Annotated in this window: 19 protein-coding genes; 6 read left to right on the top strand and 13 right to left on the bottom strand. The window is 62.2% G+C overall.

Translation table 11 applies throughout. The features are described 5' to 3' along the window. Positions 1 to 243: 243 nt before the first annotated feature. The 12 genes from CHH27_RS24145 to CHH27_RS24090 form a co-directional block, all read right to left on the bottom strand. A complete protein-coding gene (locus CHH27_RS24145) occupies positions 244 to 1,239 on the bottom strand; it encodes an adenosine deaminase (protein ID WP_094073866.1) in 996 nt (331 codons plus the stop codon). A gap of 44 nt (positions 1,240 to 1,283) precedes the next feature. Then, positions 1,284 to 2,504, bottom strand: coding sequence for a phosphopentomutase (locus tag CHH27_RS24140; protein WP_094074974.1), 1,221 nt, complete (start codon positions 2,502 to 2,504; stop codon positions 1,284 to 1,286). Between the two features lie 81 nt (positions 2,505 to 2,585). Continuing rightward, positions 2,586 to 3,902 (bottom strand): thymidine phosphorylase, encoded by a 1,317-nt coding sequence (deoA, locus tag CHH27_RS24135; RefSeq protein ID WP_094073865.1) that lies wholly within the window; start codon positions 3,900 to 3,902, stop codon positions 2,586 to 2,588. Positions 3,903 to 3,927: 25 nt separating this feature from the next. After that, positions 3,928 to 4,710 carry a deoxyribose-phosphate aldolase gene (gene deoC, locus CHH27_RS24130; protein WP_094073864.1) on the bottom strand — a complete coding sequence of 261 codons (783 nt, stop codon included), beginning with the start codon at positions 4,708 to 4,710 and terminating at the stop codon, positions 3,928 to 3,930. Continuing rightward, the gene (locus CHH27_RS24125) at positions 4,707 to 5,516 is read right to left on the bottom strand and encodes a purine-nucleoside phosphorylase (protein WP_094073863.1); all 810 of its coding nucleotides are present in this window, start codon (positions 5,514 to 5,516) and stop codon (positions 4,707 to 4,709) included. The genes deoC and CHH27_RS24125 overlap by 4 nt, the downstream gene beginning before the upstream one ends. 6 nt (positions 5,517 to 5,522) lie before the next feature. Beyond that, complete coding sequence (gene cdd / locus CHH27_RS24120; protein WP_094073862.1) at positions 5,523 to 5,921, bottom strand: cytidine deaminase; 399 nt, start codon at positions 5,919 to 5,921, stop codon at positions 5,523 to 5,525. Next, positions 5,918 to 6,886, bottom strand: a complete 969-nt coding sequence (locus CHH27_RS24115) for an ABC transporter permease (protein ID WP_094073861.1) — start codon at positions 6,884 to 6,886, stop codon at positions 5,918 to 5,920. The genes cdd and CHH27_RS24115 overlap by 4 nt, the downstream gene beginning before the upstream one ends. Positions 6,887 to 6,888: 2 nt before the next feature. Then, complete coding sequence (locus tag CHH27_RS24110; protein WP_094073860.1) at positions 6,889 to 7,995, bottom strand: ABC transporter permease; 1,107 nt, start codon at positions 7,993 to 7,995, stop codon at positions 6,889 to 6,891. Continuing rightward, complete coding sequence (locus tag CHH27_RS24105) at positions 7,992 to 9,548, bottom strand: ABC transporter ATP-binding protein (protein WP_094073859.1); 1,557 nt, start codon at positions 9,546 to 9,548, stop codon at positions 7,992 to 7,994. The genes CHH27_RS24110 and CHH27_RS24105 overlap by 4 nt, the downstream gene beginning before the upstream one ends. Positions 9,549 to 9,625: 77 nt before the next feature. After that, entirely contained in the window at positions 9,626 to 10,621 is a 996-nt protein-coding gene (locus tag CHH27_RS24100) for a BMP family protein (protein ID WP_094073858.1), read from the bottom strand. Positions 10,622 to 10,699: 78 nt separating this feature from the next. After that, entirely contained in the window at positions 10,700 to 11,698 is a 999-nt protein-coding gene (locus CHH27_RS24095) for a BMP family protein (RefSeq protein WP_094074973.1), read from the bottom strand. A 72-nt stretch (positions 11,699 to 11,770) separates the two neighbouring features. After that, positions 11,771 to 12,766 carry a sugar-binding transcriptional regulator gene (locus CHH27_RS24090; RefSeq protein WP_208988353.1) on the bottom strand — a complete coding sequence of 332 codons (996 nt, stop codon included), beginning with the start codon at positions 12,764 to 12,766 and terminating at the stop codon, positions 11,771 to 11,773. A 912-nt stretch (positions 12,767 to 13,678) separates the two neighbouring features. Between CHH27_RS24090 and CHH27_RS24085 the strand changes: the two genes are divergently transcribed. From CHH27_RS24085 to hrpB, 4 genes are all read left to right on the top strand, one after another. Next, on the top strand, positions 13,679 to 14,419 hold the full coding sequence (locus CHH27_RS24085) for a DUF1194 domain-containing protein (RefSeq protein WP_094073857.1): 741 nt from the start codon (positions 13,679 to 13,681) through the stop codon (positions 14,417 to 14,419). Positions 14,420 to 14,606: 187 nt separating this feature from the next. Further along, positions 14,607 to 15,038: a methylglyoxal synthase gene (locus CHH27_RS24080; protein ID WP_094073856.1), complete on the top strand. Its 432-nt coding sequence runs from the start codon at positions 14,607 to 14,609 to the stop codon at positions 15,036 to 15,038. Further along, complete coding sequence (locus tag CHH27_RS24075; protein ID WP_094073855.1) at positions 15,035 to 16,063, top strand: ROK family protein; 1,029 nt, start codon at positions 15,035 to 15,037, stop codon at positions 16,061 to 16,063. The genes CHH27_RS24080 and CHH27_RS24075 overlap by 4 nt, the downstream gene beginning before the upstream one ends. A 7-nt stretch (positions 16,064 to 16,070) precedes the next feature. Next, on the top strand, positions 16,071 to 18,542 hold the full coding sequence (gene hrpB, locus CHH27_RS24070; protein WP_094073854.1) for an ATP-dependent helicase HrpB: 2,472 nt from the start codon (positions 16,071 to 16,073) through the stop codon (positions 18,540 to 18,542). 174 nt (positions 18,543 to 18,716) lie between these two features. On the opposite strand, the gene putA is transcribed toward hrpB, so the two are convergent. Beyond that, positions 18,717 to 21,857: a bifunctional proline dehydrogenase/L-glutamate gamma-semialdehyde dehydrogenase PutA gene (gene putA, locus CHH27_RS24065; RefSeq protein ID WP_094073853.1), complete on the bottom strand. Its 3,141-nt coding sequence runs from the start codon at positions 21,855 to 21,857 to the stop codon at positions 18,717 to 18,719. A 141-nt stretch (positions 21,858 to 21,998) separates the two neighbouring features. On the opposite strand from putA, the gene CHH27_RS24060 reads away from it, so the two are divergent. Beyond that, complete coding sequence (locus CHH27_RS24060) at positions 21,999 to 22,454, top strand: Lrp/AsnC ligand binding domain-containing protein (RefSeq protein WP_198338287.1); 456 nt, start codon at positions 21,999 to 22,001, stop codon at positions 22,452 to 22,454. 107 nt (positions 22,455 to 22,561) lie between these two features. Continuing rightward, positions 22,562 to 23,791, top strand: a complete 1,230-nt coding sequence (locus tag CHH27_RS24055) for an ABC transporter substrate-binding protein (protein WP_094073851.1) — start codon at positions 22,562 to 22,564, stop codon at positions 23,789 to 23,791. Positions 23,792 to 23,799 lie beyond the last annotated feature (8 nt).

Here is a 23,799-nt window from a genome sequence, read left to right as displayed (position 1 = left end):
CTAATTCATCCCTTGCTCTTCGGCCATTTTGGACAAGTACGGCAATGGTGTCCGGCGGCAGTCCCAAGGCGCAGATCACCACTCCGAAACCTGTCACGCCCCACCTTCGCCAGGAAGTGGACGAGACCGGCCAGCATATTTGAGTGAGACATTCCAATACGGCCGTAGCCAGTCACTCAGGAGTCGCTTTAGCGGTTCCTCAGGATGGTTCTTGTTGCCTCGATAGTCGGTGCTCTGCCGCGCCTATGCCTGCTTCGCGCTGTCCAGTCTCACAAGCAACCGGTTGCGGGTCGCGTCGTCGCAGAAGGCGGCTTCGATGGCTGTGCGCGTGACCGCCATCTGGTCGTCGAAACTCCAGCCGAAGGTCTCGGAGACCGACGCATATTCCTTGCCGAGCGTCGTGCCGAAGAAAGGCGGGTCGTCGGAATTGAGCGTGATCTTGACCCCCTCGTTGCGCAGCCGGTTGACCGGGTGAAAACGCAGATGGGAATAGACACCAAGAGCCGTGTTGGACCCCGGACAGACCTCGAGAACGATGTCCTCATCGGCAAGCCGCTTGACCAGATCCGGATCTTCAATCGCACGCACGCCATGACCGAGGCGCTTGACCCTCAGGAATTCGAGCGCGGCGACCACGCTTTCCGGTCCGCCGAACTCGCCGGCATGGGCCGTTGTGCCGAGGCCTTCATCCGCGGCCATGCGAAACGCCTTGGAAAAATTCGCCGGATGGCCGGCGCGTTCATCGCCGGCCAGGCCGAAACCGGTGACCAGCGGATGTGGATTGCCGATGACTTCCTTGACCACCCGCTCCACCGAGGCGGACCCGAAATGGCGCACACCGATGGCGATCATGCGGCCTTCGATGGCGGTATCGGTCTTGGCACGCTCGATCCCGGTCGCCAGCCCTTCCACATAGGACGCATAGGACAGGCCTGCCGCCTGGGCATGGTCCGGTGAAATGAAGATCTCGCCATAGATCGCCCCCTCCGCTGCCAGCATGCGGAAATAGGTTTCCGCCAAAAGGGCATAGTCGGCCGGCGTCTTGAACACCGCGCTGGCAACGTCATAGGCCTTCAGAAACGTGGTGAAGTCCGACCAGACATATTTGCCGTTTCCATCCAGAGCACTTGAAACATCCATGCCGTGATTGTCGGCCAGTCGGGCCACCAGGGTCGGTGGTGCCGCGCCTTCGATATGGCAATGGAGCTCAGCCTTCGGGACCTGAATGGCATCGGGCATCTTTGGCGGATCCTCGGTTCTCGTTTCGCTTCAGAGACAGCAGATTACAGGAAACTGCTGCCATTGGGGCCAATTGCAATGCCCAGGTGGTCGGCAACGCTTTCGCCAATATCCGCATAGGTCTTGCGGCCGCCGACGCTGCGCCCGGCCATGCCGGGGCCAGTGGCGATCACCGGCACGTGCTCTCGGGTGTGATCGGTTCCCTTCCAGGTCGGGTCACAGCCGTGATCCGCGGTCAGGATCAACAGGTCGCCGTCCCGCATCCTGGCAATCATTTCCGGCAGGCGGCGGTCGAAATGCTCAAGCGCTGCCGCATAGCCCGGCACGTCGCGGCGGTGACCGTAGAGACTGTCGAAATCGATGAAATTGGCAAAGATCATGTCGCCGTCTTCTGCAAGATCCATCGCCTCGAGCGTCTTGTCGAAGAGCTGGTCGTTGCCGGCGCCCTTCAGCACCTTGGCCACGCCCTGATGAGCGAAGATGTCCGAGATCTTGCCGATGCCATAGACCGTACGGCCGTCGGCGGTCAGCCGGTCAAGCAGCGTCGGTTCCGGCGGCAGCACCGAATAGTCGCGCCTGTTGGCGGTGCGCTCGAAGGTCTCTGACGTCTCGCCGACAAAGGGCCGCGCGATGACACGGCCGATATTGTAGGGATCGGCCAGCTCGCGGGTGATCTCGCAAAGCTCATAGAGCTTGTCGAGACCGTAGTGCTCCTCATGGGCGGCGATCTGGATGACGGAATCCGCAGACGTATAGAAGATCGGTTTTCCGGTCTTCACGTGCTCTTCGCCGAGCTCGGCAATGATGACGGTGCCGGAGGCATGCTTGTTGCCCAGAATGCCGTCCAGCCCCGCCTTCTCACTGATCTTTGCGATCAGCTCATCCGGAAAGGTCGGAATGGTTTCCGGGAAATAGCCCCAGTCGAAACGCACCGGCACACCCGCAATTTCCCAGTGGCCCGATGGCGTATCCTTGCCGTTGGAGACCTCGGCGGCATAACCCCAGAGCCCTTCCGGTTCGCCGGCAAAATCGAGACCTGGAACGTCCTTGCCAGTCGACAATTTGCCCGCGGCCCCAAGGCCGAGCCGGTCCATGTTGGGAACGGTCAGCGGTCCGCTGCGCAGGCCTTCCCTGTCGCCTTTGCCTTCGGCGCAATACGCCGCGATGTGACCCAGGGTGTCGGACCCGGCATCGCCGAAGTCGGCCGCATCTGCGGCACCGCCGATGCCAAAACTGTCCAGAACGCACAGAATTGCACGAGGCATGGGCATCTCCTCATTTGTCATTGCCGGTTCCACCCGAACCGGAGGGACGCCGGAAGGATGTGCTCCCGGCGATATCAGATCTTACGGCGCGATCCGGTCGACCACGCTCGGCCGGTCCTGAACGTCGGCAGCTGCTCCGACCGTATAGGCCTTGCGCAGCGCAATCGCGGCTTCTTCCGCCTCGGCCTCGGTTTTTGCATGCACGATGGCAAGTGGTGCATCCGCGTCGACCGTGTTGCCGACACCTGCCAGATCGGTGAGGCCGACCGAGGGGTCGATCACATCCGCCGCAGCACGGCGACCGCCCCCAAGGGCCACAACCGCGACACCGACAGCTCTTGCATCGACGCCCGTCACGACACCATCCTGCTCGGCATAGACAGGTGCCTGCACAGGTGCTTTTGCTAGGTAGAGCTCGCATTTCTCCATGAAGTCGGCCGGGCCGCCGAGGGCATGGACCATCTGGGCGAACTTTTCTGCTGCCTTGCCGCTCTGGAAGGCTTCGCGCATCATGTCCATACCGGCGTCCGCGGTTGCCGCGATACCGCCGGAGGCAAGCAGTTCACCGCCTTGCGCGACAGTGACATCCCAGAGCCGGTTGTCAATGGCCGTGCCCTTCAGGAAATCGACCGCATTCTGCATCTCAACAGCATTGCCGGCGGCCGACGCCAGCGGCTCGTTCATGTCGGTGAGCAGCGCCGTGGTTTTCAGGCCCGCGCCATTTGCGACCAGCACCAGACTCTCCGCAAGCGCCCGTGCCTCATCGAGAGACCCCATGAAGGCGCCCGTGCCCCATTTGACATCGAGCACCAGCCCCTGAAGGCCGGCAGCCAGTTTCTTGGACAGGATCGAGGCGGTGATGAGATCGATGCTTTCAACGGTCCCGGTCACATCCCGGATGGCATAAAAACGCTTGTCGGCAGGGGCCAGGTTGCCGGTCTGGCCGATGACGGCGCAGCCGATTTCCTTGACCACCTTCTTGAACAGAAGATTGTCTGGCTGGGTCTGGTAACCCGGAATGCTGTCGAACTTGTCCAGCGTGCCGCCGGTATGGCCAAGGCCGCGCCCGGAAATCATCGGCACCGCTGCGCCGCAGGCTGCCAGCGCCGGGGCCAGCATCAGCGAGACGTTGTCACCGACACCACCGGTGGAGTGTTTGTCGAGAATCGGTGCGTCGATGCCGGACCAGTCCATGACATCGCCGCTGTCGCGCATGGCCAGCGTCAAGGCGACCCGTTCGTCAACGGTCAAGCCCTTGAAGAAGACCGCCATGGCAAGCGCTGAGACCTGGCCTTCCGTAACAGACCCGTCTGCCAGACCTTTCACGAAGAAAGCGATTTCCTCCGCGTCGAGTGTGCCCCCGTCGCGTTTTTTTCTGATGATTTCCTGCGGCAGCATTTCTTATGTCCTTCTTGAAGCTGTCTCAGTAGCCGTGATGGGAATGGTCGACGATTTCCTGGCCCTCGATGGTGGAAATCAGGGAATCCAGCAGGCCGCTTGCACCAAAACGGAACGTGTGGGCGGAGACCCAGTTGTGGCCCATGATCCTGTCGGCGAGCGCCAGATAGGCCGCCGCATCTTCCGCGGTCTTGATGCCGCCGGCCGGCTTGAACCCGATCACGCGCTCCCCATCGTCGCGGCGCGCTTCCTCGATGGCGGTCAGCATGATTTCGGCCGCCTCCAGGGTGGCGTTGACCGCGACCTTGCCGGTGGAGGTCTTGATGAAGTCCGCACCTGCCCCGATTGCCACATTCGAGGCGGCATGGATCAGGAGTGGATCCTTGATCTCGCCGGTCTCCAGAATGACTTTCAGGATCGCCGGCGCCGGAATGGCTGCCTTGACACGAATGATCTGCTCCTCGGCAAACCCTTTGCGGCCCTCGCAAAAAGCCTTGTAGGGCATGACCAGGTCGATCTCGTCGGCGCCGTCTTCAAGTGCCTTCCTGGTTTCGGCAATCACCGCGTCGGTGTCTTCACCGCCGGCCGGGAAATTGACCACGGTGGCGACTTTCACACCCGTGCCCGTCAGTTCCTTGGCCGCCTGGGCGACAAAACGCGGCCAGACGCACACTGCGGCGACGGACCCGTGATCGGTCACGGTGCGGCCCGTGAGCCTGGTGATGTCCGCTGCCGTACAATCATCGTTGAGATTGGTCAGATCCACGAGCCCGAGGGCGCGTATTGCAATTTCGATCATGTCGCTCATTCGCCGATCTCCTTCACAAATGCCCGCACCAGTTCTTTCATGCGTTCCATGCCCTGAAGGGCAACCGCTTTTGTTTCGTCGTGACTGAGCGCATGGGTCTGCATGCCCGCGCCGTAATTGGTGATGATGGACATGGCCGCCACCCGCATTCCCAGGAACCGTGCCATGATCACTTCCGGCACGGTGGACATGCCGACGGCGTCCGCGCCCAGCCTCTTCGCCATGCGGATTTCGGCCGGCGTCTCGAAGGACGGGCCGGAGAACCACATGTAGACGCCCTCCGCGATCGCATCGCCTGTTTCCGCGGCGACCTTTTTCATGGCGTCGCGCAGGTCCGGATCATAGGCCGTGCTCATGTCGAGAAAACGCTTTTCGTCTTCCTCTCCGATCAGCGGGTTCTTGCCGGACCAGTTGATGTGATCGGAAATGAGCATCGGCGAACCGGGCGCCACCTCTTCGCGTAGGGACCCTGCCGCATTGGTCGCCAGCAAGATCTCGCAGCCAAGCTCCTTCAGCGTTTCGACCGGCGTGCGCATGACGGATGGATCACCGCCTTCGTAGTAATGCGCGCGGCCGGACAGGATCACCACAGGCACACCGGCCAGCGCTCCGGCGACCAGTTCACTGGAATGGGAGGTCACAGTAGAGACCGGAAACCCCGCCAGGCGCGAATAGGGAATGCGCACCGCGTCTTCGATTTCCTCGGCAAGCGCCCCGAGGCCGGAGCCCAGGATCATGCCAATCTTGTAGGAGCCCGTACGGGCAGCGCGGACGATGTCCGCGCATTCACGGCCGTAACCACTCATTGAGGGTCAGTCCTTCTTGTCTTCGAGTTCAAAGGCGGCGGGCAGCAGTTCATCCATGGTGAAACTGCGCCGGATGCCATCCAAGTTCGCGACATGGACGACCAGGTCGTCCGTGCCGAATTCCTTCAGTCGCTGGCGGCACATGCCGCAAGGTGTGCAGAGCGCCGCATCCCCGATCACGACCACTTCCGCAATCTCGCGATGGCCGGCGGCGATCATGGCGCCGACGGCCCCGCCCTCGGCACAAACGCTCACCGGATAGGAAGCGTTTTCGACGTTGCAGCCGGTAAAGACAGTGCCATCGGGCGTGCGCAGGGCAGCACCCACCAGGAAGTTCGAGTAAGGCGCATAGGCCTTTTCCCGAACCGCCCTGGCCGCTTCAAAGAGATCGTCCAGCGCGCTCATGAGCGTTCCTTCAGATAGGGAATGCCGGCCGCCTTGGGCGGAATGGCCTTGCCGATGAAGCCTGCCAGCAGGATCACGGTGAGGACATAAGGCAATGCCTGGAAGACCTGCAGCGGCAGCTCACCGATGACCGGGAACTCCACGCCCTGCATCCTTGTGCCGGCAGCATCGAGGAAACCGAACAGAAGGCAGGCAAACATGGCGTTGACCGGCTTCCACTTGGCGAAGATCAGCGCCGCAAGGGCCATGAAGCCCTGTCCGGCCGTCATGTTGACACCGAAGCCGGAGCCGGCGGCAACCGACAGATAGGAGCCTGCAAAGCCGCAGAGGATGCCACAGGCAATCACTGCCCGGTAACGCAGCCAGGTGACCGAGATGCCGGCCGTGTCGACGGCCGCCGGGTTTTCCCCGACTGCACGCAGACGCAGGCCGAAGCGGCTGCGGAACAGCACCCACCAGGTCAGCGGCACCGCCAGAAACGCAGCGTAGACCAGAATATTGTGTCCCGACAGAAGTTCACTGTAGATCGGGCCGATCACCGGCACACCGCGGATTTCTTCGGCAAACGGCCAGACAATCTCGCGGAACCGACCGCCATCGGGCAGTGACGGGGTCCGTCCGCCCTGGCGGAACCAGGTCTGGCCGAGCAGGGCCGTCAGACCGGCCGCCAGGAAGTTGATGGCGACACCGGAGACGATCTGGTTGCCGCGATTGGAAATCGAGGCAAAGCCGTGCAGCAGGCCGAGCGCAACAGAAACAGCGATCCCGGCCAGGAGGCCAAGCCAGGCATTGGCCGTCAGATAGGCAACGGCACCCGCCCCGAAAGCCGCCCCGAGCATCTTGCCTTCCAGGCCGATGTCGACAATGCCGGACCGTTCGGAATAGAGCCCGGCCAGGCAGGCGAGCAGCAGCGGCGTGGACACGCGCAAAGTGGAATCGAACGTGAGGATGATGAGTTCAAACATGATCACGCCTCCTTCGCGGCAAGGGCCCGGGAGGGCGTGAAGATCCGGACGATTGTCGGCCGGAACATGTGTTCCAGCGCCCCGGCAAACAGGATCACCAGACCCTGGATGACGATGATCATGTCACGGGTGATGTTCGGCATCTCAAACGAAAGTTCCGCGCCGCCCTGATAGAGCATGCCGAACAGGATCGCCGCCAGCACGATGCCGACCGGGTGCGCGCGGCCCATCAGGGCCACAGCGATCCCGACGAAACCGTATCCGGTCACGAAGTCGACCAGCAGCCGATGCTGCGATCCCATGATTTCGTTGATCGCCATCATGCCGGCGAGTCCGCCGGAAATCAGCATGGTGATGATGATGGTGCGCACCGGCGAGATCCCGGCATAAACCGCCGCCGTCGCATTGGCGCCGAAGGAGCGGATTTCGAACCCGAGCCTCGTGCGGAAGACCAGGAGCCAGACAAGCACACAGGCCGCCAGCGCGATGAACAGCGACAGGTTCACCGGCGAATAGCCGAAACCGAGCGACGGGAACAGGTCATTCAACATCGGCAACCTGCCGCCCTCTTCGAAGGTGCGGGTCTCGGTCTGCATCGATCCCTTTTCCTTCAGCACGTTGACGAGGAGGTAGACCATCAGGGAATAGGAGATGTAGTTGAACATGATCGTCGTGATCACGACGTGACTGCCGCGCTTGGCCTGCAGCCAGGCCGGGATAAAGGCCCAGGCCGCGCCTGTCGCCGCCGAGCAGATGATGGCAAAGGGCAGCGTGACGTACCACGGCACATACTGGTCCAGGGCCAGACAGGCGATGGCAACACCAAGCCCGCCGAGATAGGCCTGGCCCTCGCCGCCGATGTTGAAAAGCCCGGCGTGGAAGGCGACGGCCACCGCGAGGCCTGTGAAGATGAAGTTGGTGGCATAAAACAGCGTGAAGCCGATGCCCTCGGCATAACCCATGGAACCCCAGAGCAGGACCTGGACCGCCTTCAGCGGGTTTTCCCCGATCAGGATCACCACCAGGCCGGAGACGAGAAACGCCGCGGCAAGGTTCAGGAACGGGATCAGGCCGTAATCGACCCAACGTGGAAGCTGACCGGCACTCATTGGGCCCCTCCCTCAGCGGCAGTCTTGTTGCTGTCTTCGACACCGGCCATCAGCAGGCCCAGTTCGCCTTCTTCGGCATTGGCACCGCGTTCGCCGACGATGCGGCCGTCAAACATGACCAGGACCCGGTCGGAAAGCGCCCGGATCTCGTCGAGTTCGACCGAGACAAGCACAATGCCCTTGCCCTGGTCGCGCAGTTCGACGATGCGGCGATGGATGAATTCGATCGCGCCAATATCGACGCCGCGAGTCGGCTGACCGATCAGGAGAACTTCCGGATCGCGCTCGATCTCGCGGGCCAGCACGATCTTCTGCTGGTTGCCGCCGGAGAAATTCGCGGTTTTCAGCATCGGGCTTGGCGGGCGGATATCGTATTTCTCGATCTCGGCAACCGCGTTTTTCTTGATGGCTGCCAGGTCCAAGAGCCAGCCCTTGGAATAGGCCGGGTCGCGGTGATAGCCGAGAATGGAGTTCTCGTATTCGGCGAAACTGTTGATCAGACCCATGCGGTGCCGGTCTTCCGGCACGTGGCCCATGTTCTTGTCGCGCATGTCGGCGGCGTCGAGCGCGCTGGTGCCGAGATCGATGGTTTCCCCATTGATCTTGAGCGTGCCGCGCGTCGCCCGGCGAATACCGGACAGGGTTTCGAGCAGTTCCGACTGGCCATTGCCGGAGACACCGGCAATCCCGACGATCTCGCCGGCCCGGACCTCGAAAGACACGTCCTTGACCACCTGGACACCCCGGCTGTCGGTGACGGTCAGGTTCTCGACCTCCATCACCGGGGCCTTGGGTTCGGCCGGTTTCTTGTCGACCCGCAGGAGAACGCTGCGGCCGACCATCAATTCGGCGAGTTCTTCCATGGAGGTGTTCTTTGTTTCGCGCGTCGCCACCATCTCGCCGCGGCGCATGACGGAAACCGCGTCGGTCGCCTTCATGATCTCGCGCAGCTTGTGGGTGATCAGCAGAACCGTCTTGCCCTCGTTTTTCAGGACATCGAGGATCTTGAACAGGTGATCGGCCTCTGCCGGCGTCAGGACGCCGGTCGGTTCGTCCAGGATCAGGACCTCGGCGCTGCGATAGAGCGCCTTGAGGATTTCCACCCGCTGCTGCAATCCGACCGGCAGATCCTGGATCAGCGCATCCGGATCGACGCGCAGCTCATATTCTTCTTCCAGGCGCTTCAGTTCGGTGCGTGCACGGGACAATCCGCCTGCCAGCATCTGGCTGTCTTCGGCGCCAAGGACCACATTCTCCAGAACGGAGAAATTGTCGACCAGCATGAAATGCTGGTGCACCATGCCGACGCCAAGGCCGATCGCCGCCTTGGAATCGGGGATCGACACCTTGTTTCCATTGACGAGAATGTCGCCGTCATCCGCCTGGTAAAAGCCGTAGAGGATCGACATCAGCGTGGACTTGCCGGCGCCGTTTTCTCCGATGATCCCGTGAATGGACCCTTTCTTCACCACAAGGTCGATATCCTTGTTGGCGTGAACGGGTCCAAAGCGCTTGTTGATCTTGCGCAGTTCAATTGCCGGCGTGTCGCTCATGCGCTCCCCCAGGCCAGACTGATTTTCGTTGTCATTATTATTGCCCCTTCACCGATGTTGTCCCTGAAGACCGCCCCTTAAAAAGGGCACGCGCCTTCGGTGACGACATCATGAACCTTGATGGTTCCCGCGGAGATCCCTTGCACCGCAGCGTCTGCCGCAGCCTGCATCTCCGCCGTGATCAGTTCGCGGTTGTTGTCATCCAGAACCCAGTCCATGCCCCCCTCGGCAAGACCAAGCACCTGAATGCCGGGTTCGAACGTGCCATTGGCCGCAGACTGGAAACTGTCGAAGACCGCATTGTCGACACGCTTGCGAATGGAGGTCAGCACCCTGCCCGGGTGCAGGCCGTTCTGGTTGCTGTCGGTCCCCATGCCGAGCACGCCTGCGTCGGCCGCTGCCTGCAGCACGCCGAGCCCGGTTCCGCCGGCTGCCTGGATGATGACATCGGCGCCGCGCTTGATCTGGCCGGTCGCCAGTTCACCGCCGCGCACGGGATTGGCAAAGGCGGCCGGTGTGTCGCCGGTCATGTTGAACACGACCTGCACATCCGGGTCGGCCGCGAGCGCCCCCTGCTTGTAGCCGCACAGGAAGCGCTGAATGATCGGAATGTCCATGCCGCCAACAAAGCCGACCGTGCCGCTTTTGGATGCCATCGCCGCCAGGAGGCCGCCAATATAGGCGCCTTCGTGCTCCTTGAAGACATAGGAGCGCACATTCGGCTGATCGACCACCATGTCGACAATCGCAAAATCCGTCTCGGGAAAGTCGGGTGCCACCTGCGACAGGGCGTTCGCCTGGTTGAAGCCGATGGCGACAACCGGGGCATTGCCACGGCTGGCAAAATTGCGCAGCGCCTGCAGGCTCTGGGAATCGCGTTCAAGTGCAAACTCGCGGACAGCGCTGCCGGTTTCCTCCTGAAACCGGGTCACGCCGCCAAAGGCGCTCTCATTGAACGAACCGTCGAACTTGCCACCGACCGAATAGACGATGGCAGGCTCAGCCTGGGCCGCTGCAGCACCGAACGCTGCGGCAACCAGGGCAGCCGAAAACAGGAATTTGAAGCGGATCATGACAGGCCCCGCAAGGTGACTGGCGGAAAACTTCGGGAAAGTGACCTCCGCGCGAGGCGCGGAGGTCGGTATTGCGACTTAACCCGGGCAGGATTCGTCGCTCATGTAGTCATGAACAACGATTTCGCCGGAGATGATCTTTTGGGTCGCTTCTTCGACCTTGGCTCTCATCTCTTCATTGACCAGCTCGGCATTGTTGTCGTCGAGGGCCCAGTCGACACCACCTTCCTTCAGGCCGAGAACCTCGAAGCCGGAAGACCAGGCGTCGTTTTCAGCGTCTTCGAATGCCTGGTAGACGGCAATGTCGACGCGCTTCAGCATGGAGGTGAGAACGGAACCAGGATGCAGGGCGTTCTGGTTGCTGTCCACACCGATGCCGAGCTTGCCGGCGTCGGCAGCTGCCTGCAGAACACCAATGCCGGTGCCGCCTGCTGCGTGATAGACGACGTCCGCGCCGCGGTCGAACTGAGACTTGGCCAGCTCACCGCCCTTGACAGGGTCGTTCCAGGCTGCGCCGGTGGTGCCGGTCATGTTTTCGAAAACTTCCGCGTCGCCATTGGTGGCCATGACGCCCTGCTTGTAGCCGCAGGCAAACTTGCGGATCAGCGGGATGTCCATGCCGCCGACAAAACCGACCTTGCCGGTTTCGGACGCCATCGCGGCAAGCATGCCGACGATGTAGGAACCTTCATGCTCCTTGAACAGGATGGAGCGCACGTTCGGCAGATCGACAACCATGTCGACGATGGCGAACTGCGTGTCCGGGAATTCCTTGGCGACTTTCTCAACAGCGTTGGCCTGGGAGAAGCCGATGGCAACGATCGGGTTCATGCCGCGCTTGGCGAAGTTGCGCAGGGCCTGTTCACGCTGGCTGTCGTTCTGGATTTCGAAGTCGCGGTATTCGATGCCGTAGTCTTCTTTGAATTTTTCGGCACCGGTATAGGCGGCTTCGTTGAACGACTTGTCGAAACGGCCGCCCAGATCATAAAGAACGGCGGGTTTGGTGTCCGCTGCGGCTACTGCGGCCGAGAAGGCCAAACCGGCAAGTGCCGTACCGATGGTTAGAAACTTTTTCACGTAGATGTCCTCCGACATAATGCGGGGGCTTGCCTTAGCGGCCTGCCCGTTTCCCCTCGTGACCCAGCCGCGTCATGCGGTCTGCGCCAACTGCAACCCGGCCCGTGCACTCAGAGCCCTCGCAAGGGTCTCATCCGTCACCAGGTCGGTAATGACACCGGTGCGCAGAGCAGCCAGGGTGGCTTCCACCTTGCTCTCTCCGCCCACCAGCGCAATCACGCGGCGCCCGCGCACTTCATCAAAGTGCAATCCGACGGCGCAATCGCCGAGCGGATCGGGTGCCAGACTTCCTTCCAGCGTCAGGAACCGGCCCATCAAATCACAGACCGCGCCGCCCGACAGCAATTCTTCCTGTTCTTTCTTCGAAATCATGCCGCGTTGTACGAGATGGCCTTCGTTTTCGACCGAGCCGATGCCGATCAGGAACGCATCGGACTGCCGCGCGCGGTCCATCAGATCCTGAACGCTGCGCTGGGTCAGGAACATCGCCTTCTCGTCCTGGTTCTCGGCAAAATAGGGCACGGGCAGGTAGTAGCCGATGCCACCGGTCCGCTCCTGCATTTTCTGGACGATGTCATAGGGGTTGGCGGCGAGTGTTCTGGTCAGGGAGCCGCAGATCGACATGATTTCAAGATCGGTCCGCGCAAACTTCGGCAGCGCCTCGACCGCTGCTGTCAGCGTCCGCCCCATGCCAACGCCCAGCCGGGTAACGCTTGCCCCACTCAAAAGCCCGCCGAGAAACTGGGCTGCAGAAACTGCAACCGCCCGGAGCGCCGTATCGTCGTCGCCGCCACCGAGATCCGGCGCAATGATGCAATTGGTGAGACCGAAATGCTGGGTCAGTTCCTTTTCCAGTTCCAGGCATTCCATCGGACGGCCGTCGATCTGGAATTTTACAAAGCCGGATTTCTGGGCATGGGCGATCAGGCGGTGCACCTTGGCCGGCGACACACCCAGCTGGGACGCAATCTCTCCCTGCGTGCGGCCGCCCACAAAGGACAGCCATGCCGCACGGATGGCCATATAGGATGTCCAGTCGTCGTCGCGCGCCTGCATGCTGCGTGGCACCTTCCCCTCTTCCGAAGCACCGTATTTTCCGGCACGATCGGCAATACCTCAGCCCTCTTGCGGGGCCTCCAGATTTCGGCTCCTCCCGGGAGATCCGAAAAATTCTTCACCAAGTGAGAATTTCTTCAGATCATGACGAGCCTTGCCGTCGCCGTCAACTAAAAAAACTGCCGACTTTCTGGCCGGTTGCTGCATTTCTAGGCAGCAACATTGTGCACTCACCACTTCTACGCGGCGGCAAATTCTGCCTGAATTCCCTCCGGAATCGCGCCCAAGCGGCAAAAACTGCCTAGCCCACCGGCAAAAACGACCGGGCTGCTTGCATCCTGCATGCCCGCCAGGCACTGCACTGAGTGCGCATTTGAGGCATTCCTTTTTGAAATATTGATCTCGCCAGACGGCTCGCGTCCGATGCCCAGGCACTTCTCCTCAAGCCGCGCAGCTTTGTTTCAACAAATGTTGAAATGCCCCTTGAGGCCGATTTTGGGCGCAAAAACACACCCTTACGCAGACGTAAGGATTCGTTAACCCGCCGCGCCAGACGAAACCTCTGGCATTTACCCAAGGGAAACACCATCTGTGGATATAATACGCACTCCGTGCACTTTCCTTTTGCCGTGCAAGAGGATCTGAGCTACTTTTGGCATGTAGCTTGCTAAGTAAATTCGCAAGCTGAAGCAAGGCATTCGCCAGTGCCTAGGTAGGAATCACGAGAAACGAAAAGATAAGGAATTCAACAACAAAATAAAACGGGGAGACGTGGCAACGCAGCCGAATGGCTCGCATAAGGAGAAACCCATGCGTCTCGACATAACAAAGAACTACTGTGCACCGACAGTTACAACGATACTGTCTCTCTTCTGTGCGGCTCTCCTTTTCGCCGCACCAGCTTCAAGCCGGGACTTCCGGCCGATGACATTCGCCTCGGCGCAATACAGCTACGATCCGGCCAACGAGGTCGATGTCGAGCTTGTCCTGGCGGTCGACATTTCCCAGTCCATGGATACCGAAGAGCAGGAAGTCCAGCGCGCCGGCTATGTGGCCGCCCTGACCTCCCGCGAGTTCCTTGATGCCATCCAGGTCGGCCCGATCGGCCGGGTCGCCGTCACCTATATGGAATGGGGCGGTGTCGATGAACACTTCATCGTTGCCGACTGGACCGTAATCCAGGACGAAGCCTCCGCCGCTCACTTCGCTTCGAAAATCGCCGAAGCTCCGCTGCGCCAGGTCCAGCGAACCTCCATCGCCTCGGCCCTCCAGAAATCCGTGCAGCTGGTACAGAACAACCAGTTCATGGGTCTGCGCCGCGTAATCGACATTTCCGGTGACGGACCGAACAACCAGGGTGGTTCTGTCACCGAGATGCGGGACCGGATGGTTGCTGCCGGTGTGACCATCAACGGCCTTCCGCTGATGATGAAATCCAACAAGAACACCTGGCAGGCCATGCTCAATCTCGACCACTATTACGAGGATTGCGTGATCGGCGGCCCGGGCTCCTTCGCAATTCCGGTGCGCAGCCAGGAAGGCTTTGCCGATGCGATCCGCATGAAACTGGTCATGGAGATCGCCGGCCTGCACCTGCCGGAGCCGGACGCCTATTTCCAGCGTGCTTCCGGGCGTGAACCGATCCGCTGCAATCTGTTCGACTGACGCCACGTTTCCTTATGCGATGACTGAGCCGCGCCTTGCAAAAGAGCGCGGCTTTTTCTTTTCCGACCTGACCGGCCTGCCTTATGGACAGGTTCTGCAATCCGCTTTTGCATCTCCCTTTGCCTAAAGCGCTTTGAGCGGCTAAACACATGCGGCTCACAGTTGCCGCCGCCAAAGAGGATAGTTGATGACAGCCACGCCCACCCTTGCGCTTGTCGCTCATGACGCCAAGAAGGATGTCATGGTGGAGTTTGCCCTGCGACATCGGGAGAAGCTGGCCGATTTCAATCTTGTCGGCACCGGAACGACCGGCGGCCGGATCCTGGAAGCCTGCCCGGAGCTGAAACTGACCCGGCTGAAAAGCGGCCCGCTCGGCGGTGACCAGCAGATCGGCGCGATGATCGCGGAAGGCGAGCTGCAGGGTCTGATCTTCTTTGTCGATCCCCTGTCGCCCATGCCGCACGATGTCGACGTCAAGGCTTTGATGCGGCTTGCGCTTGTCTATGACATGCCGATGGCCCTCAACCCGTCGACCGCTGATATCCTGCTGCGTTCCGCGCGCCTGCAGGGTCTCAGAACCACTTCAGAGACACCCGAAGTCGGCGCCGTTTCCTCATGAGTTTTTCGACCCGCTCCAAAGCCTTTGCCTATCCGGTCCTTGTTGCCGACATCGGCGGCACCAACGCCCGTTTCGCCCTTGTGGATGACGCAAGCGCGCCCACGCGCATGTGCGGCAAGACCGCGACCGCCGGTCATCCCGACATTTCCTCCGCCATCCGCGAAGTGGTGATGAACGGGACCGGCCCGACGCCGCGCACGGCCATCATCGCCGTGGCCGGCCCGGTCACAGGCGACCGGATCCCGCTGACCAATGCGGCCTGGGTCATCGAACCTCTGAAGATGATCGCAGATCTCGGTCTGGAAGAAGTCATCGTGCTCAACGATTTCGAGGCCCAGGCTCTCGCCTTGCCGGGGTATCGCGGTGAAGACATCGAACAGGTTGGCTCCGGCGCCGTCCGGAAGGAAAGCGCCAAATTCGTCCTGGGTCCGGGAACCGGCCTCGGGGCCGCGGCCATGATCTATGCGTCCAACACCTGGATTCCGGTACCGGGCGAAGGTGGGCACGTGGAGCTCGGGCCCGTCACGGCCGAAGACATGGACCTCTGGCCGCATATCGAACGGGTCGGGGAACGCCTGGGCGCCGAACAGATCCTGAGCGGCACCGGCCTGCCGCGCCTGGCGCGCGGCGTTGCGGCCCACCTGAAGGCCGAACGCAGTTTTGCCACCGCCGCCGCCATTACCGCGGCTGCGGAAGACAACGATCCGGTCGCCGTCAAAACCCTTGAGGTGTTTGCCCGCGCGCTTGGCCGCGTTGCCGGCGACTTCGCGCTGACCGTGCTTGCCCGCGGCGGCGTCTACCTGACCGGCGGCGTCACGCCACGGATCACCCGCTTCCTGACAGATGGCGGCTTCCGGGAAGCGTTCGAAGCCAAGGCGCCGCACGAGGCGCTGATGGCCAAGATCCCGACCTTCATCGTGCGCCATCCGGATCCCGCGCTTGAGGGCCTTGCATCCTTTGCCCGCACGCCGGACGCCTTTGCCGTCGACATGCAGGGCCGGCAGTGGATGAACGGGGCCGCCTGACGACATCATGACCCTTGTCCCGACCTTCGGGGCACCGCTGCCGATTGACGGTGTCCTGCCGGAACTGCTGGAGGCGCTGGACGCCGGCAACAATGCCGTGCTCGTCGCCGAGCCTGGTGCGGGCAAGACCACGCGCGTTCCCCTGGCCCTCCTGACGGCCGGCTGGCGCGGCGACGGCAAGATCCTGGTCCTGGAACCGCGCCGCCTGGCGGCACGCGCTGCTGCCCGGCGCATGGCCGGCGAACTTGGCGAAAAACCGGGCGAAACGGTCGGCTACCGGGTCCGTATGGAAACCAGGGTCAGTGCCAGGACCCGGATCGAGGTGATCACCGAAGGGGTTTTCACCCGCCTCATCCTGGACGATCCGGAACTCACCGGCGTCGCCGCGATCCTGTTCGACGAATTCCACGAACGGTCTCTCGACGGTGACCTGGGCCTGGCGCTCGCATTGGACGTGCAATCCGCGCTTCGTGACGACCTCCGCCTTCTTCCCATGTCCGCGACGCTGGATGCTGCCGGCATTTCAAGGCTCCTGGGCGATGCACCGGTCATTGAAAGCAAGGGCCGCAGCTTCCCGGTCGAAACACGCTATCTCGGCAAGTCACCGAACGAACGCATCGAACCCCAGGTCGTCCGGGCCATCCGTCAGGCCATCACCGAGGAAACCGGCTCGGTGCTTGTCTTCCTGCCGGGACAGGGTGAAATCCGGCGAACCGCCGACATGCTGGACGGCAAGCTCCCGGCCCATTGCCAGGTGGCACCGCTCTATGGCGGCCTCGACGCCAGGTCACAGGACGCAGCCATCCGGCCGGCCGCCGACGGCCATCGCAAGATCGTGCTCGCGAGCGCGATTGCCCAGACCTCGCTGACGATTGAAGGCGTGCGGGTCGTGATCGACAGTGGTCTCGCACGGGTGCCGAAATACGAACCGCAGACCGGATTGACACGTCTGGAGACCGTGCGGGTGTCGCGCGCCTCGGCAGACCAGCGCCGCGGCCGCGCCGGGCGAACGGAGCCCGGCGTCTGTTACCGGCTCTGGGACGAAGCCCAGACTGCCGCCCTGCCCCGGGCCGAAGCACCGGAAATCCTGGAGGCGGACCTCACCGGTCTGGTTCTGGATCTGGCTGCCTGGGGCACGTTCGATCCGGCCGACCTCACCTTTGCCGATCCACCACCGCAAGCCGCCTGGCAGGAGGCAAGAACCCTGCTCCAGGACCTTCACGCCCTGGATGCCGGCGGGCGGCTGACCGGCGACGGCAAGGCGCTTGCCAATCTGCCGCTGCATCCGCGTCTCGCGCACATGGTGATCGAGGGATCGGCGCGTGGTCTTGGCCGCACCGCTGCCCTGATCGCGCTGATCCTTTCCGAGCCCGGCCTTGGAGGCCGTGATCCGGATCTGCGCGCGCGCCTGCAAAACCTGAAAAACGACAGGAGCCCGAGAGCGAAAGATGGCCGGCTGCTGGCCGAACGCTGGTTGAAACAGGCAGGCGGCAGCGGCAATGACTTCGACACGGAAAGCGCCGGATTGCTGCTGGCGCTCGCCTATCCGGACCGGGTTGCCCAGCAACGCGGTCAGACAGGCCGGTTCCGGCTTGCCAATGGAAGAGGCGCTGAACTGGAGCCTGAGCATGGTCTTGCGCGCCAGCCGTTCCTGACCGTCGCCGACATCCAGGGCAAGGCGGCCAGCGGCCGCATCCAGCTCTGCGCACCGATTGCAGAGGACGAGATCGAGGATCTGTTTGCCGCCGAGATTGTCGAAGAGGACGAGGTGCAGCTGACCGGTGACGGGGCGCTGAAAGCAAGACGGGTCAAGCGCTACAAGGCGGTCGAGCTGAAATCCGTGCAGATCCGGTCGGCGGACCCGGACGCCGTCGAGCGTGCCCTGATTGCCGAAACCCGGCGGCGCGGTGTGACGCGGCTGGCCTGGAGCAAGGACCAGCAAAGGCTGAAGAAACGCGTGACCTATGCGCGGGAGAACGGCGCGGAGGACCTGCCGGATCTCTCCGACAGCGCGTTGACGGACAGTCTTGAGACCTGGCTGCAGCCGTTCCTGGCAGGCTGCACCAGCCTTGCCGCCATCGATGCTGCGCTTTTAGGAAACGCGCTGACGGCGCTCCTGCCCTATGACGCGGCCAACCGGCTGGACGCGCTTGCCCCGTCCCATTTCACGGCACCGACGGGCAGCAAGGTCCCGATCGACTATGGTGCAGCGGCCGGGCCGACCCTGTCGATCCGGGTGCAGGAACTGTTCGGCTTGAAAGACCATCCAAGCGTCTGCGACGGCAGGCTCCCGCTGATCCTGGAACTGCTCTCGCCGGCGCAGCGGCCCATCCAGATCACGAAGGACCTGCCCGGCTTCTGGGCCGGTTCCTGGGCCGACGTGAAGGCCGACATGAAGGGCCGCTATCCCAAACACCCCTGGCCGGACGATCCGACCTCGGCGGAGGCGACCAGGCGGGCGAAGCCGCGGGGGACGTAGTGCCTCCAAACAGGATTCGCTACCGTTATCCCGGACGCTGCGAAGCGAAAGTCCGGGACCGGGGCGCCGATAACCCTGAAGTACTTCAAGGCTTTGCGGCTCTCCGGTCCCGGCCTGTGCTGCGCTTGACCGGGATGACGAAAGCGAGTTTTTTCAGACCAATGGCTGTCCCATTCAGTCGTCCGACGCGGCGACCAGGCTGGCATTGCCGCCGGCCGCCGCCGTGTTGATCGAGACGACCTGTTCCAGCGCGAACCTTGTCAGGTAGGACGGGCCGCCGGCCTTCGGACCGGTGCCGGAAAGTCCGGAACCGCCAAAAGGCTGCGTGCCGACCACCGCGCCGATGGTGTTGCGGTTGACATAGACATTGCCGACGGAAAGCCGGTCGACAACCTTCTTCACCGTCGCATCGATGCGGCTGTGCACGCCGAGCGTCAGGCCGTAGCCGGTGCCGGCGATCTGGTCGAGCACTTCGTCAAGATCCCTGGCCTTGTAGCGCACAACATGCAGAACCGGGCCGAAGACTTCGCGCGTCAGCGCTTCGGCCTTGTCGAGCTCGATGATGTGCGGCGCCACCCAGGAGCCGTTGGCGAGTTTGCCCTGTGGCGTCTGACCGGCGAAGCGGAGCTTCTGGCTTTCCTTCATGTCATCGACATGCGCCCGGATGTTGTCGCGGGCCTCGTCATCAATCACGGGGCCGATGTCAGTTGACGGCAGGCGCGGATCGCCGAGGGAGAGCTCCTTCGCCGCGCCTTCCAGCATGGCCAGCAGGCTGTCGGCGACATCTTCCTGAACATAGAGCAGGCGCAAAGCCGAGCAGCGCTGGCCGGCGGAGCGGAAGGCCGACATCATGACATCGTCGCAGACCTGCTCGGGCAGGGCCGTTGCGTCAACAATCATGGCGTTGATCCCGCCGGTTTCGGCAATCAGCGGCACGATCGGACCGCGTTTGGTTGCCAACGTGCCATTGATTGCCCAGGCGGTTTCGGTGGAGCCGGTAAAGGCCACGCCAGCCACCGCCGGATGGGAGGTCAGGGCGGCGCCGACATCGCCTTCACCGGGCAGCAGGTAGAACGCATCTTCCGGAACGCCGGCCTGGTACATCAGCTTGGCGGTTTCATAGGCAATCAGCGGCGTTTGTTCCGCCGGTTTGGCAACAACGGCATTGCCGGCCAGCAGCGCGGCGCTGATCTGGCCCAAAAAGATCGCCAGCGGGAAATTCCAGGGCGAAATGCAGACGAAGACCCCGCGGCCGCGGTGGCGGTAGCGGTTTTCCTCGCCGGTCGGACCAGGCATCAGCCGGCCTTCGCCAAATTGCGCACGCGCCTCGGCCGCATAATAACGGCAGAAATCGACCGCCTCGCGGATCTCGGCAATGCCGTCCGTCAGGCATTTCCCGGCTTCCATGGAGAGGATCATCATCAGCCGGTCGCGATGTTCTTCCAGGAGATCGCCGACCTTGTCGAGCGCAGCCGCCCGCTCTTCAACCGGACGCCTGGACCAGGCCTCGAACCCCTTTTGCGCGTTCACGATGGCCTTGTACGCTGTGTCTTTGTCGGCAAAGCGGACCGTGCCGACCCTGGTGCTGCCATCCATCGGCGCAAAGACCGGATGGACCTCCCCAGCCGCCTTCAGCCCGGCACCGAGCGGGCCCGCTTCGGTGAAGGGGGCCGTGGTTTTGGCCATGCCGCTGGTCAGAAGGTTGCGCTCAGCGGCCCAGCCGAACTCGATGCCATCGGAATTGTCACGGCTGGCGCCATAGAGCTCCTTTGGCAGCGGGATCGAACGATTGACCGCGTGGTGGCCATGGTCAAGCAGCTGCTCGGGCCGTTTCAGAAGATCTTCGGTCGGCACATTGGCGTCGCCGACAATGGTGACGAAGGAGGAATTGGCGCCGTTTTCCAGAAGCCGGCGCACCAGATAGGCCAGGAGATCCTTGTGACCGCCGACCGGGGCGTAGATCCGGCAGGGAAAACCGTCGCGCTCAACAACCGACTTGTAGAGGCTCTCACCCATGCCGTGGAGACGCTGGAACTCGTAGCCTTCGGCCTTGCCGCCGGCCAGTTCGATGATCTGGGCGACGGTCAAGGCATTGTGCGTGGCAAATTGCGGGTAAAGCACGTCACGAGCGGCCAGCATGCGTTTGGCACAGCACAGATAGGAGAGATCGGTCGCCGCCTTGCGGGTGAAGACCGGGTAGCCCTCGGCGCCGCCTTCCTGGGCGTGCTTGATTTCCGTATCCCAGTAGGCGCCCTTGACGAGCCGTACCATCAGCTTGCGATTGGTCTTGCGCGCGGCCCTGACCAGCCAGTCGATCACCTCAACACCGCGTTTCTGATAGGCCTGCACCGCCAGACCAAAGCCGTCCCAGCCTTCGGTAACCGGGTCGTTCAGCAGCATGGCGATGACGTCTAGGGAAATCTCCAGCCGGTCGGCCTCTTCGGCATCGACGGTGAAGTTGAGATTGCGGTCCTTGGCCATCTGGACCAGTTCGCGCAGTTTCGGCAGGAGTTCATCGCGCACACGTTCGCCATTGACGGCCTCGTAACGCGGATGCAGCGCCGACAGTTTCACCGAAATGCCCGGCCGCTCCGGCAGATCCTTGTCGCCGGCGGACTTGCCAATGGCTTCAATGGCATTGGCATAGGACTGGAAGTAGCGCTCGGCATCCTTTGCGGTGCGGGCACCTTCCCCCAGCATATCGTAGGAATAGCGGTAACCCTTGGCTTCCTGCGCCTTGGCCCGTTCCAGTGCCTTCTGGATGGTTTCACCAAGCACGAACTGGTGCCCGAGCAGCTGCATGGCCTTGCGGGTCGCCACTCGCACGGTCGGCATGCCCATGCGTTTCACCAGGCTGGACAGGATCGATTGCGGCGTGTCGCCCGGGTGCAGCAGGCGTGAGGTGACGCCCAGCGCCCAGGAGGAAGCCGACACCAGCCAGGTGTCGGATTTCGGACCCGAGGGGTCGTCGAATTTGGCAGCCGCCAGCTTGTCCTCGATCAGCTTGTCGGCGGTCTGGGCATCCGGCACACGCAGCAACGCCTCCGCCAGCACCATCATGGCGAGGCCCTCGCGCGTCGTCAGGCCGAATTCGCGCATGAAGTCCTCGACCCCACCAAGGCCGACCTGGACGGAGCGCATGTCCTCAATGTAGCCGCGGGCACGCTGGTCGATCAGTTTTTCGACCACCGGATCGCCCTTGGCCTCTTTCAAGAGGGTTTCGACAAGCGGCTTGTCGTCCGGGGCATAGGCCGCGCGGAACGGTTCGATATCAGTGTTTTCAAAAGTCGTCATGGCTGCAGACTGTGCGGTCATGAGTGCCTCCCAAAGGGCCCCTCCAGGGCCAGGTCATTAGATTTCCCTAAAATACCTGATCTCAATGGCCGGTTTTCTCTGTTTTTCAGCCTACTTTCCGTGTAATTTTTGGTCAAATTGAAATTTATGGAGAATTTCACTATGCTCGACGCGATAGACCGGCGTATTCTGAAGGTTCTTCAGGAAGATGCCCGCATAACCAACACGGATCTGTCCGAGCGGATCAGCCTGTCGGCCACCGCAACAGCCGAGCGCATGAAACGGCTGGTGCGGGACGGTTACATCGAACGGTTCTCCGCCAGTCTCGATCCGAAGAAGATCGATCGCGGCCTGCTGGTCTTTGTCGAGATCCGGCTGGAGCGCACCTCGCCGGAAATTTTCGACGCGTTCAAGACTGCCGTCGAGCGCGCTCCCGACATCCTGGAGTGTCACATGGTGGCCGGCGGCTTCGACTACCTGATGAAGAGCCGCGTCAAGGACATGGAAGCCTATCGGGCCTTCCTGTCGGACGTGGTGCTGACCCTTCCCGGTGTGCGCGAGACCCACACCTATGCGGTCATGGAGGAAATCAAGGACACGCACATCCTGCCGGTCTGAAACGCTCTCAAGATGTTCACAAAGCCTTGTCTTGACCGTGCCATACCGGTTGCGCGAGGGATCGGCGAAGAGATGCCCTGCGCGGAACGAATCTTGAGGACTATCTGATGAAACGACTGTTTGCCGCAACGCTTGGTTTTCTGGGCACGCTGCTGGTGTCCCAGACATCGCTCGCTCAGGACGCCGACCCTGCACAGTCTCCAGAATGGCAGGCCGTTCTGGAGGAAGCCAGAGGGCAGACCGTCTACTTCCACGCCTGGGGCGGTGAACCACGCATCAATGCCTATATCGGCTGGGCCGCCCGCGAAGTCGCTCGCCTTTATGATCTCCGCGTTCTTCATGTGAAGGTCAGCGATACGGCGACGGTCGTTTCCCAGGTGCTTGCCGAAAAATCTGTCGGCAAGAGCTCCGGGGGGGCGGTCGATCTTATCTGGATCAACGGTGAGAATTTCGCTGCCATGAAGGACCAGGGCCTGCTTGCCGACAAGGGCTGGGCCGAGACGCTGCCCAACTGGCGCTACGTCGATGTGAAGAACAAGCCGACCGTGACGATTGATTTCACGGTGCCGACCGACGGTCAGGAAAGCCCTTGGGGCATGGCCAAGCTGGTGTTCATGTATGACAGCGCCCGTCTTAGAACGCCTCCCGCTTCACTTGAGGAACTCCTGAGTTTTGCAAAGGCCAATCCGGGCCGTTTCGCCTACCCGCAACCACCGAATTTCTATGGCACGACGTTTCTGAAACAGGTGCTTGTCGACACCGCGCCCGACAGGGGCGCCCTCGGCAGACCCGTCGACCCGGCCCGGTTCGATGACATGACGGCACCGTTGTTTGCCTATCTCGACGCGCTGCATGGCGCGCTCTGGCGGCAGGGGCAGGCCTTCCCGAAAAATGCTGCCCATATGCGCCAGCTGCTGGCGGACGGTGAACTGGACATCGCCTTTTCGTTCAACCCGGGCGACGCCTCCGGTGCGATCGCCAATGGCGAATTGCCGCCCAGCGTGCGGACCTTCGTGCTGGAGGGTGGCACGATCGGCAACACCCATTTTGTCGCCATTCCCTTCAACAGCTCCGCCAAGGCCGGTGCCAAGGTATTTGCCGACTTCCTGCTGACGCCAATGGCCCAGACCCGCAAGCAGGATCCGGACATCTGGGGCGATCCGACGGTCCTCAATGTCAGTGCCTTGCCAGCCAATGAAAAAGCGCTGTTCGATACGATGGATCTGGGCCCGGCGACCCTCTCGCCGGAGGAACTCGGTCCTGTGCTGCCCGAACCGCATCCCAGCTGGGTCGCGGCGCTCGAGGAAGCCTGGGTGAAACGCTACGGCGCGGAATGAACGGACAG

It is taken from the genome of Labrenzia sp. VG12, assembly GCF_002237595.1.
GTDB lineage: Bacteria > Pseudomonadota > Alphaproteobacteria > Rhizobiales > Stappiaceae > Roseibium.
Note: the sequence above shows the minus strand (reverse complement) of the source record. Positions and strands in the feature narration are given on the sequence as shown.

What these genes read in the sequence shown, in the direction of transcription:
- CHH27_RS24145 (WP_094073866.1), bottom strand. Translation starts at nt 1,239, where the DNA reads ATGCCCGATGCCATTCAGGTCCCGAAGGCTGAGCTCCATTGCCATATC.
- CHH27_RS24140 (WP_094074974.1), bottom strand. Translation starts at nt 2,504, where the DNA reads ATGCCTCGTGCAATTCTGTGCGTTCTGGACAGTTTTGGCATCGGCGGT.
- deoA (WP_094073865.1), bottom strand. Translation starts at nt 3,902, where the DNA reads ATGCTGCCGCAGGAAATCATCAGAAAAAAACGCGACGGGGGCACACTC.
- deoC (WP_094073864.1), bottom strand. Translation starts at nt 4,710, where the DNA reads ATGAGCGACATGATCGAAATTGCAATACGCGCCCTCGGGCTCGTGGAT.
- CHH27_RS24125 (WP_094073863.1), bottom strand. Translation starts at nt 5,516, where the DNA reads ATGAGTGGTTACGGCCGTGAATGCGCGGACATCGTCCGCGCTGCCCGT.
- cdd (WP_094073862.1), bottom strand. Translation starts at nt 5,921, where the DNA reads ATGAGCGCGCTGGACGATCTCTTTGAAGCGGCCAGGGCGGTTCGGGAA.
- CHH27_RS24115 (WP_094073861.1), bottom strand. Translation starts at nt 6,886, where the DNA reads ATGTTTGAACTCATCATCCTCACGTTCGATTCCACTTTGCGCGTGTCC.
- CHH27_RS24110 (WP_094073860.1), bottom strand. Translation starts at nt 7,995, where the DNA reads ATGAGTGCCGGTCAGCTTCCACGTTGGGTCGATTACGGCCTGATCCCG.
- CHH27_RS24105 (WP_094073859.1), bottom strand. Translation starts at nt 9,548, where the DNA reads ATGAGCGACACGCCGGCAATTGAACTGCGCAAGATCAACAAGCGCTTT.
- CHH27_RS24100 (WP_094073858.1), bottom strand. Translation starts at nt 10,621, where the DNA reads ATGATCCGCTTCAAATTCCTGTTTTCGGCTGCCCTGGTTGCCGCAGCG.
- CHH27_RS24085 (WP_094073857.1), top strand. Translation starts at nt 13,679, where the DNA reads ATGACATTCGCCTCGGCGCAATACAGCTACGATCCGGCCAACGAGGTC.
- CHH27_RS24080 (WP_094073856.1), top strand. Translation starts at nt 14,607, where the DNA reads ATGACAGCCACGCCCACCCTTGCGCTTGTCGCTCATGACGCCAAGAAG.
- CHH27_RS24075 (WP_094073855.1), top strand. Translation starts at nt 15,035, where the DNA reads ATGAGTTTTTCGACCCGCTCCAAAGCCTTTGCCTATCCGGTCCTTGTT.
- hrpB (WP_094073854.1), top strand. Translation starts at nt 16,071, where the DNA reads ATGACCCTTGTCCCGACCTTCGGGGCACCGCTGCCGATTGACGGTGTC.
- putA (WP_094073853.1), bottom strand. Translation starts at nt 21,857, where the DNA reads ATGACCGCACAGTCTGCAGCCATGACGACTTTTGAAAACACTGATATC.
- CHH27_RS24060 (WP_198338287.1), top strand. Translation starts at nt 21,999, where the DNA reads ATGCTCGACGCGATAGACCGGCGTATTCTGAAGGTTCTTCAGGAAGAT.
- CHH27_RS24055 (WP_094073851.1), top strand. Translation starts at nt 22,562, where the DNA reads ATGAAACGACTGTTTGCCGCAACGCTTGGTTTTCTGGGCACGCTGCTG.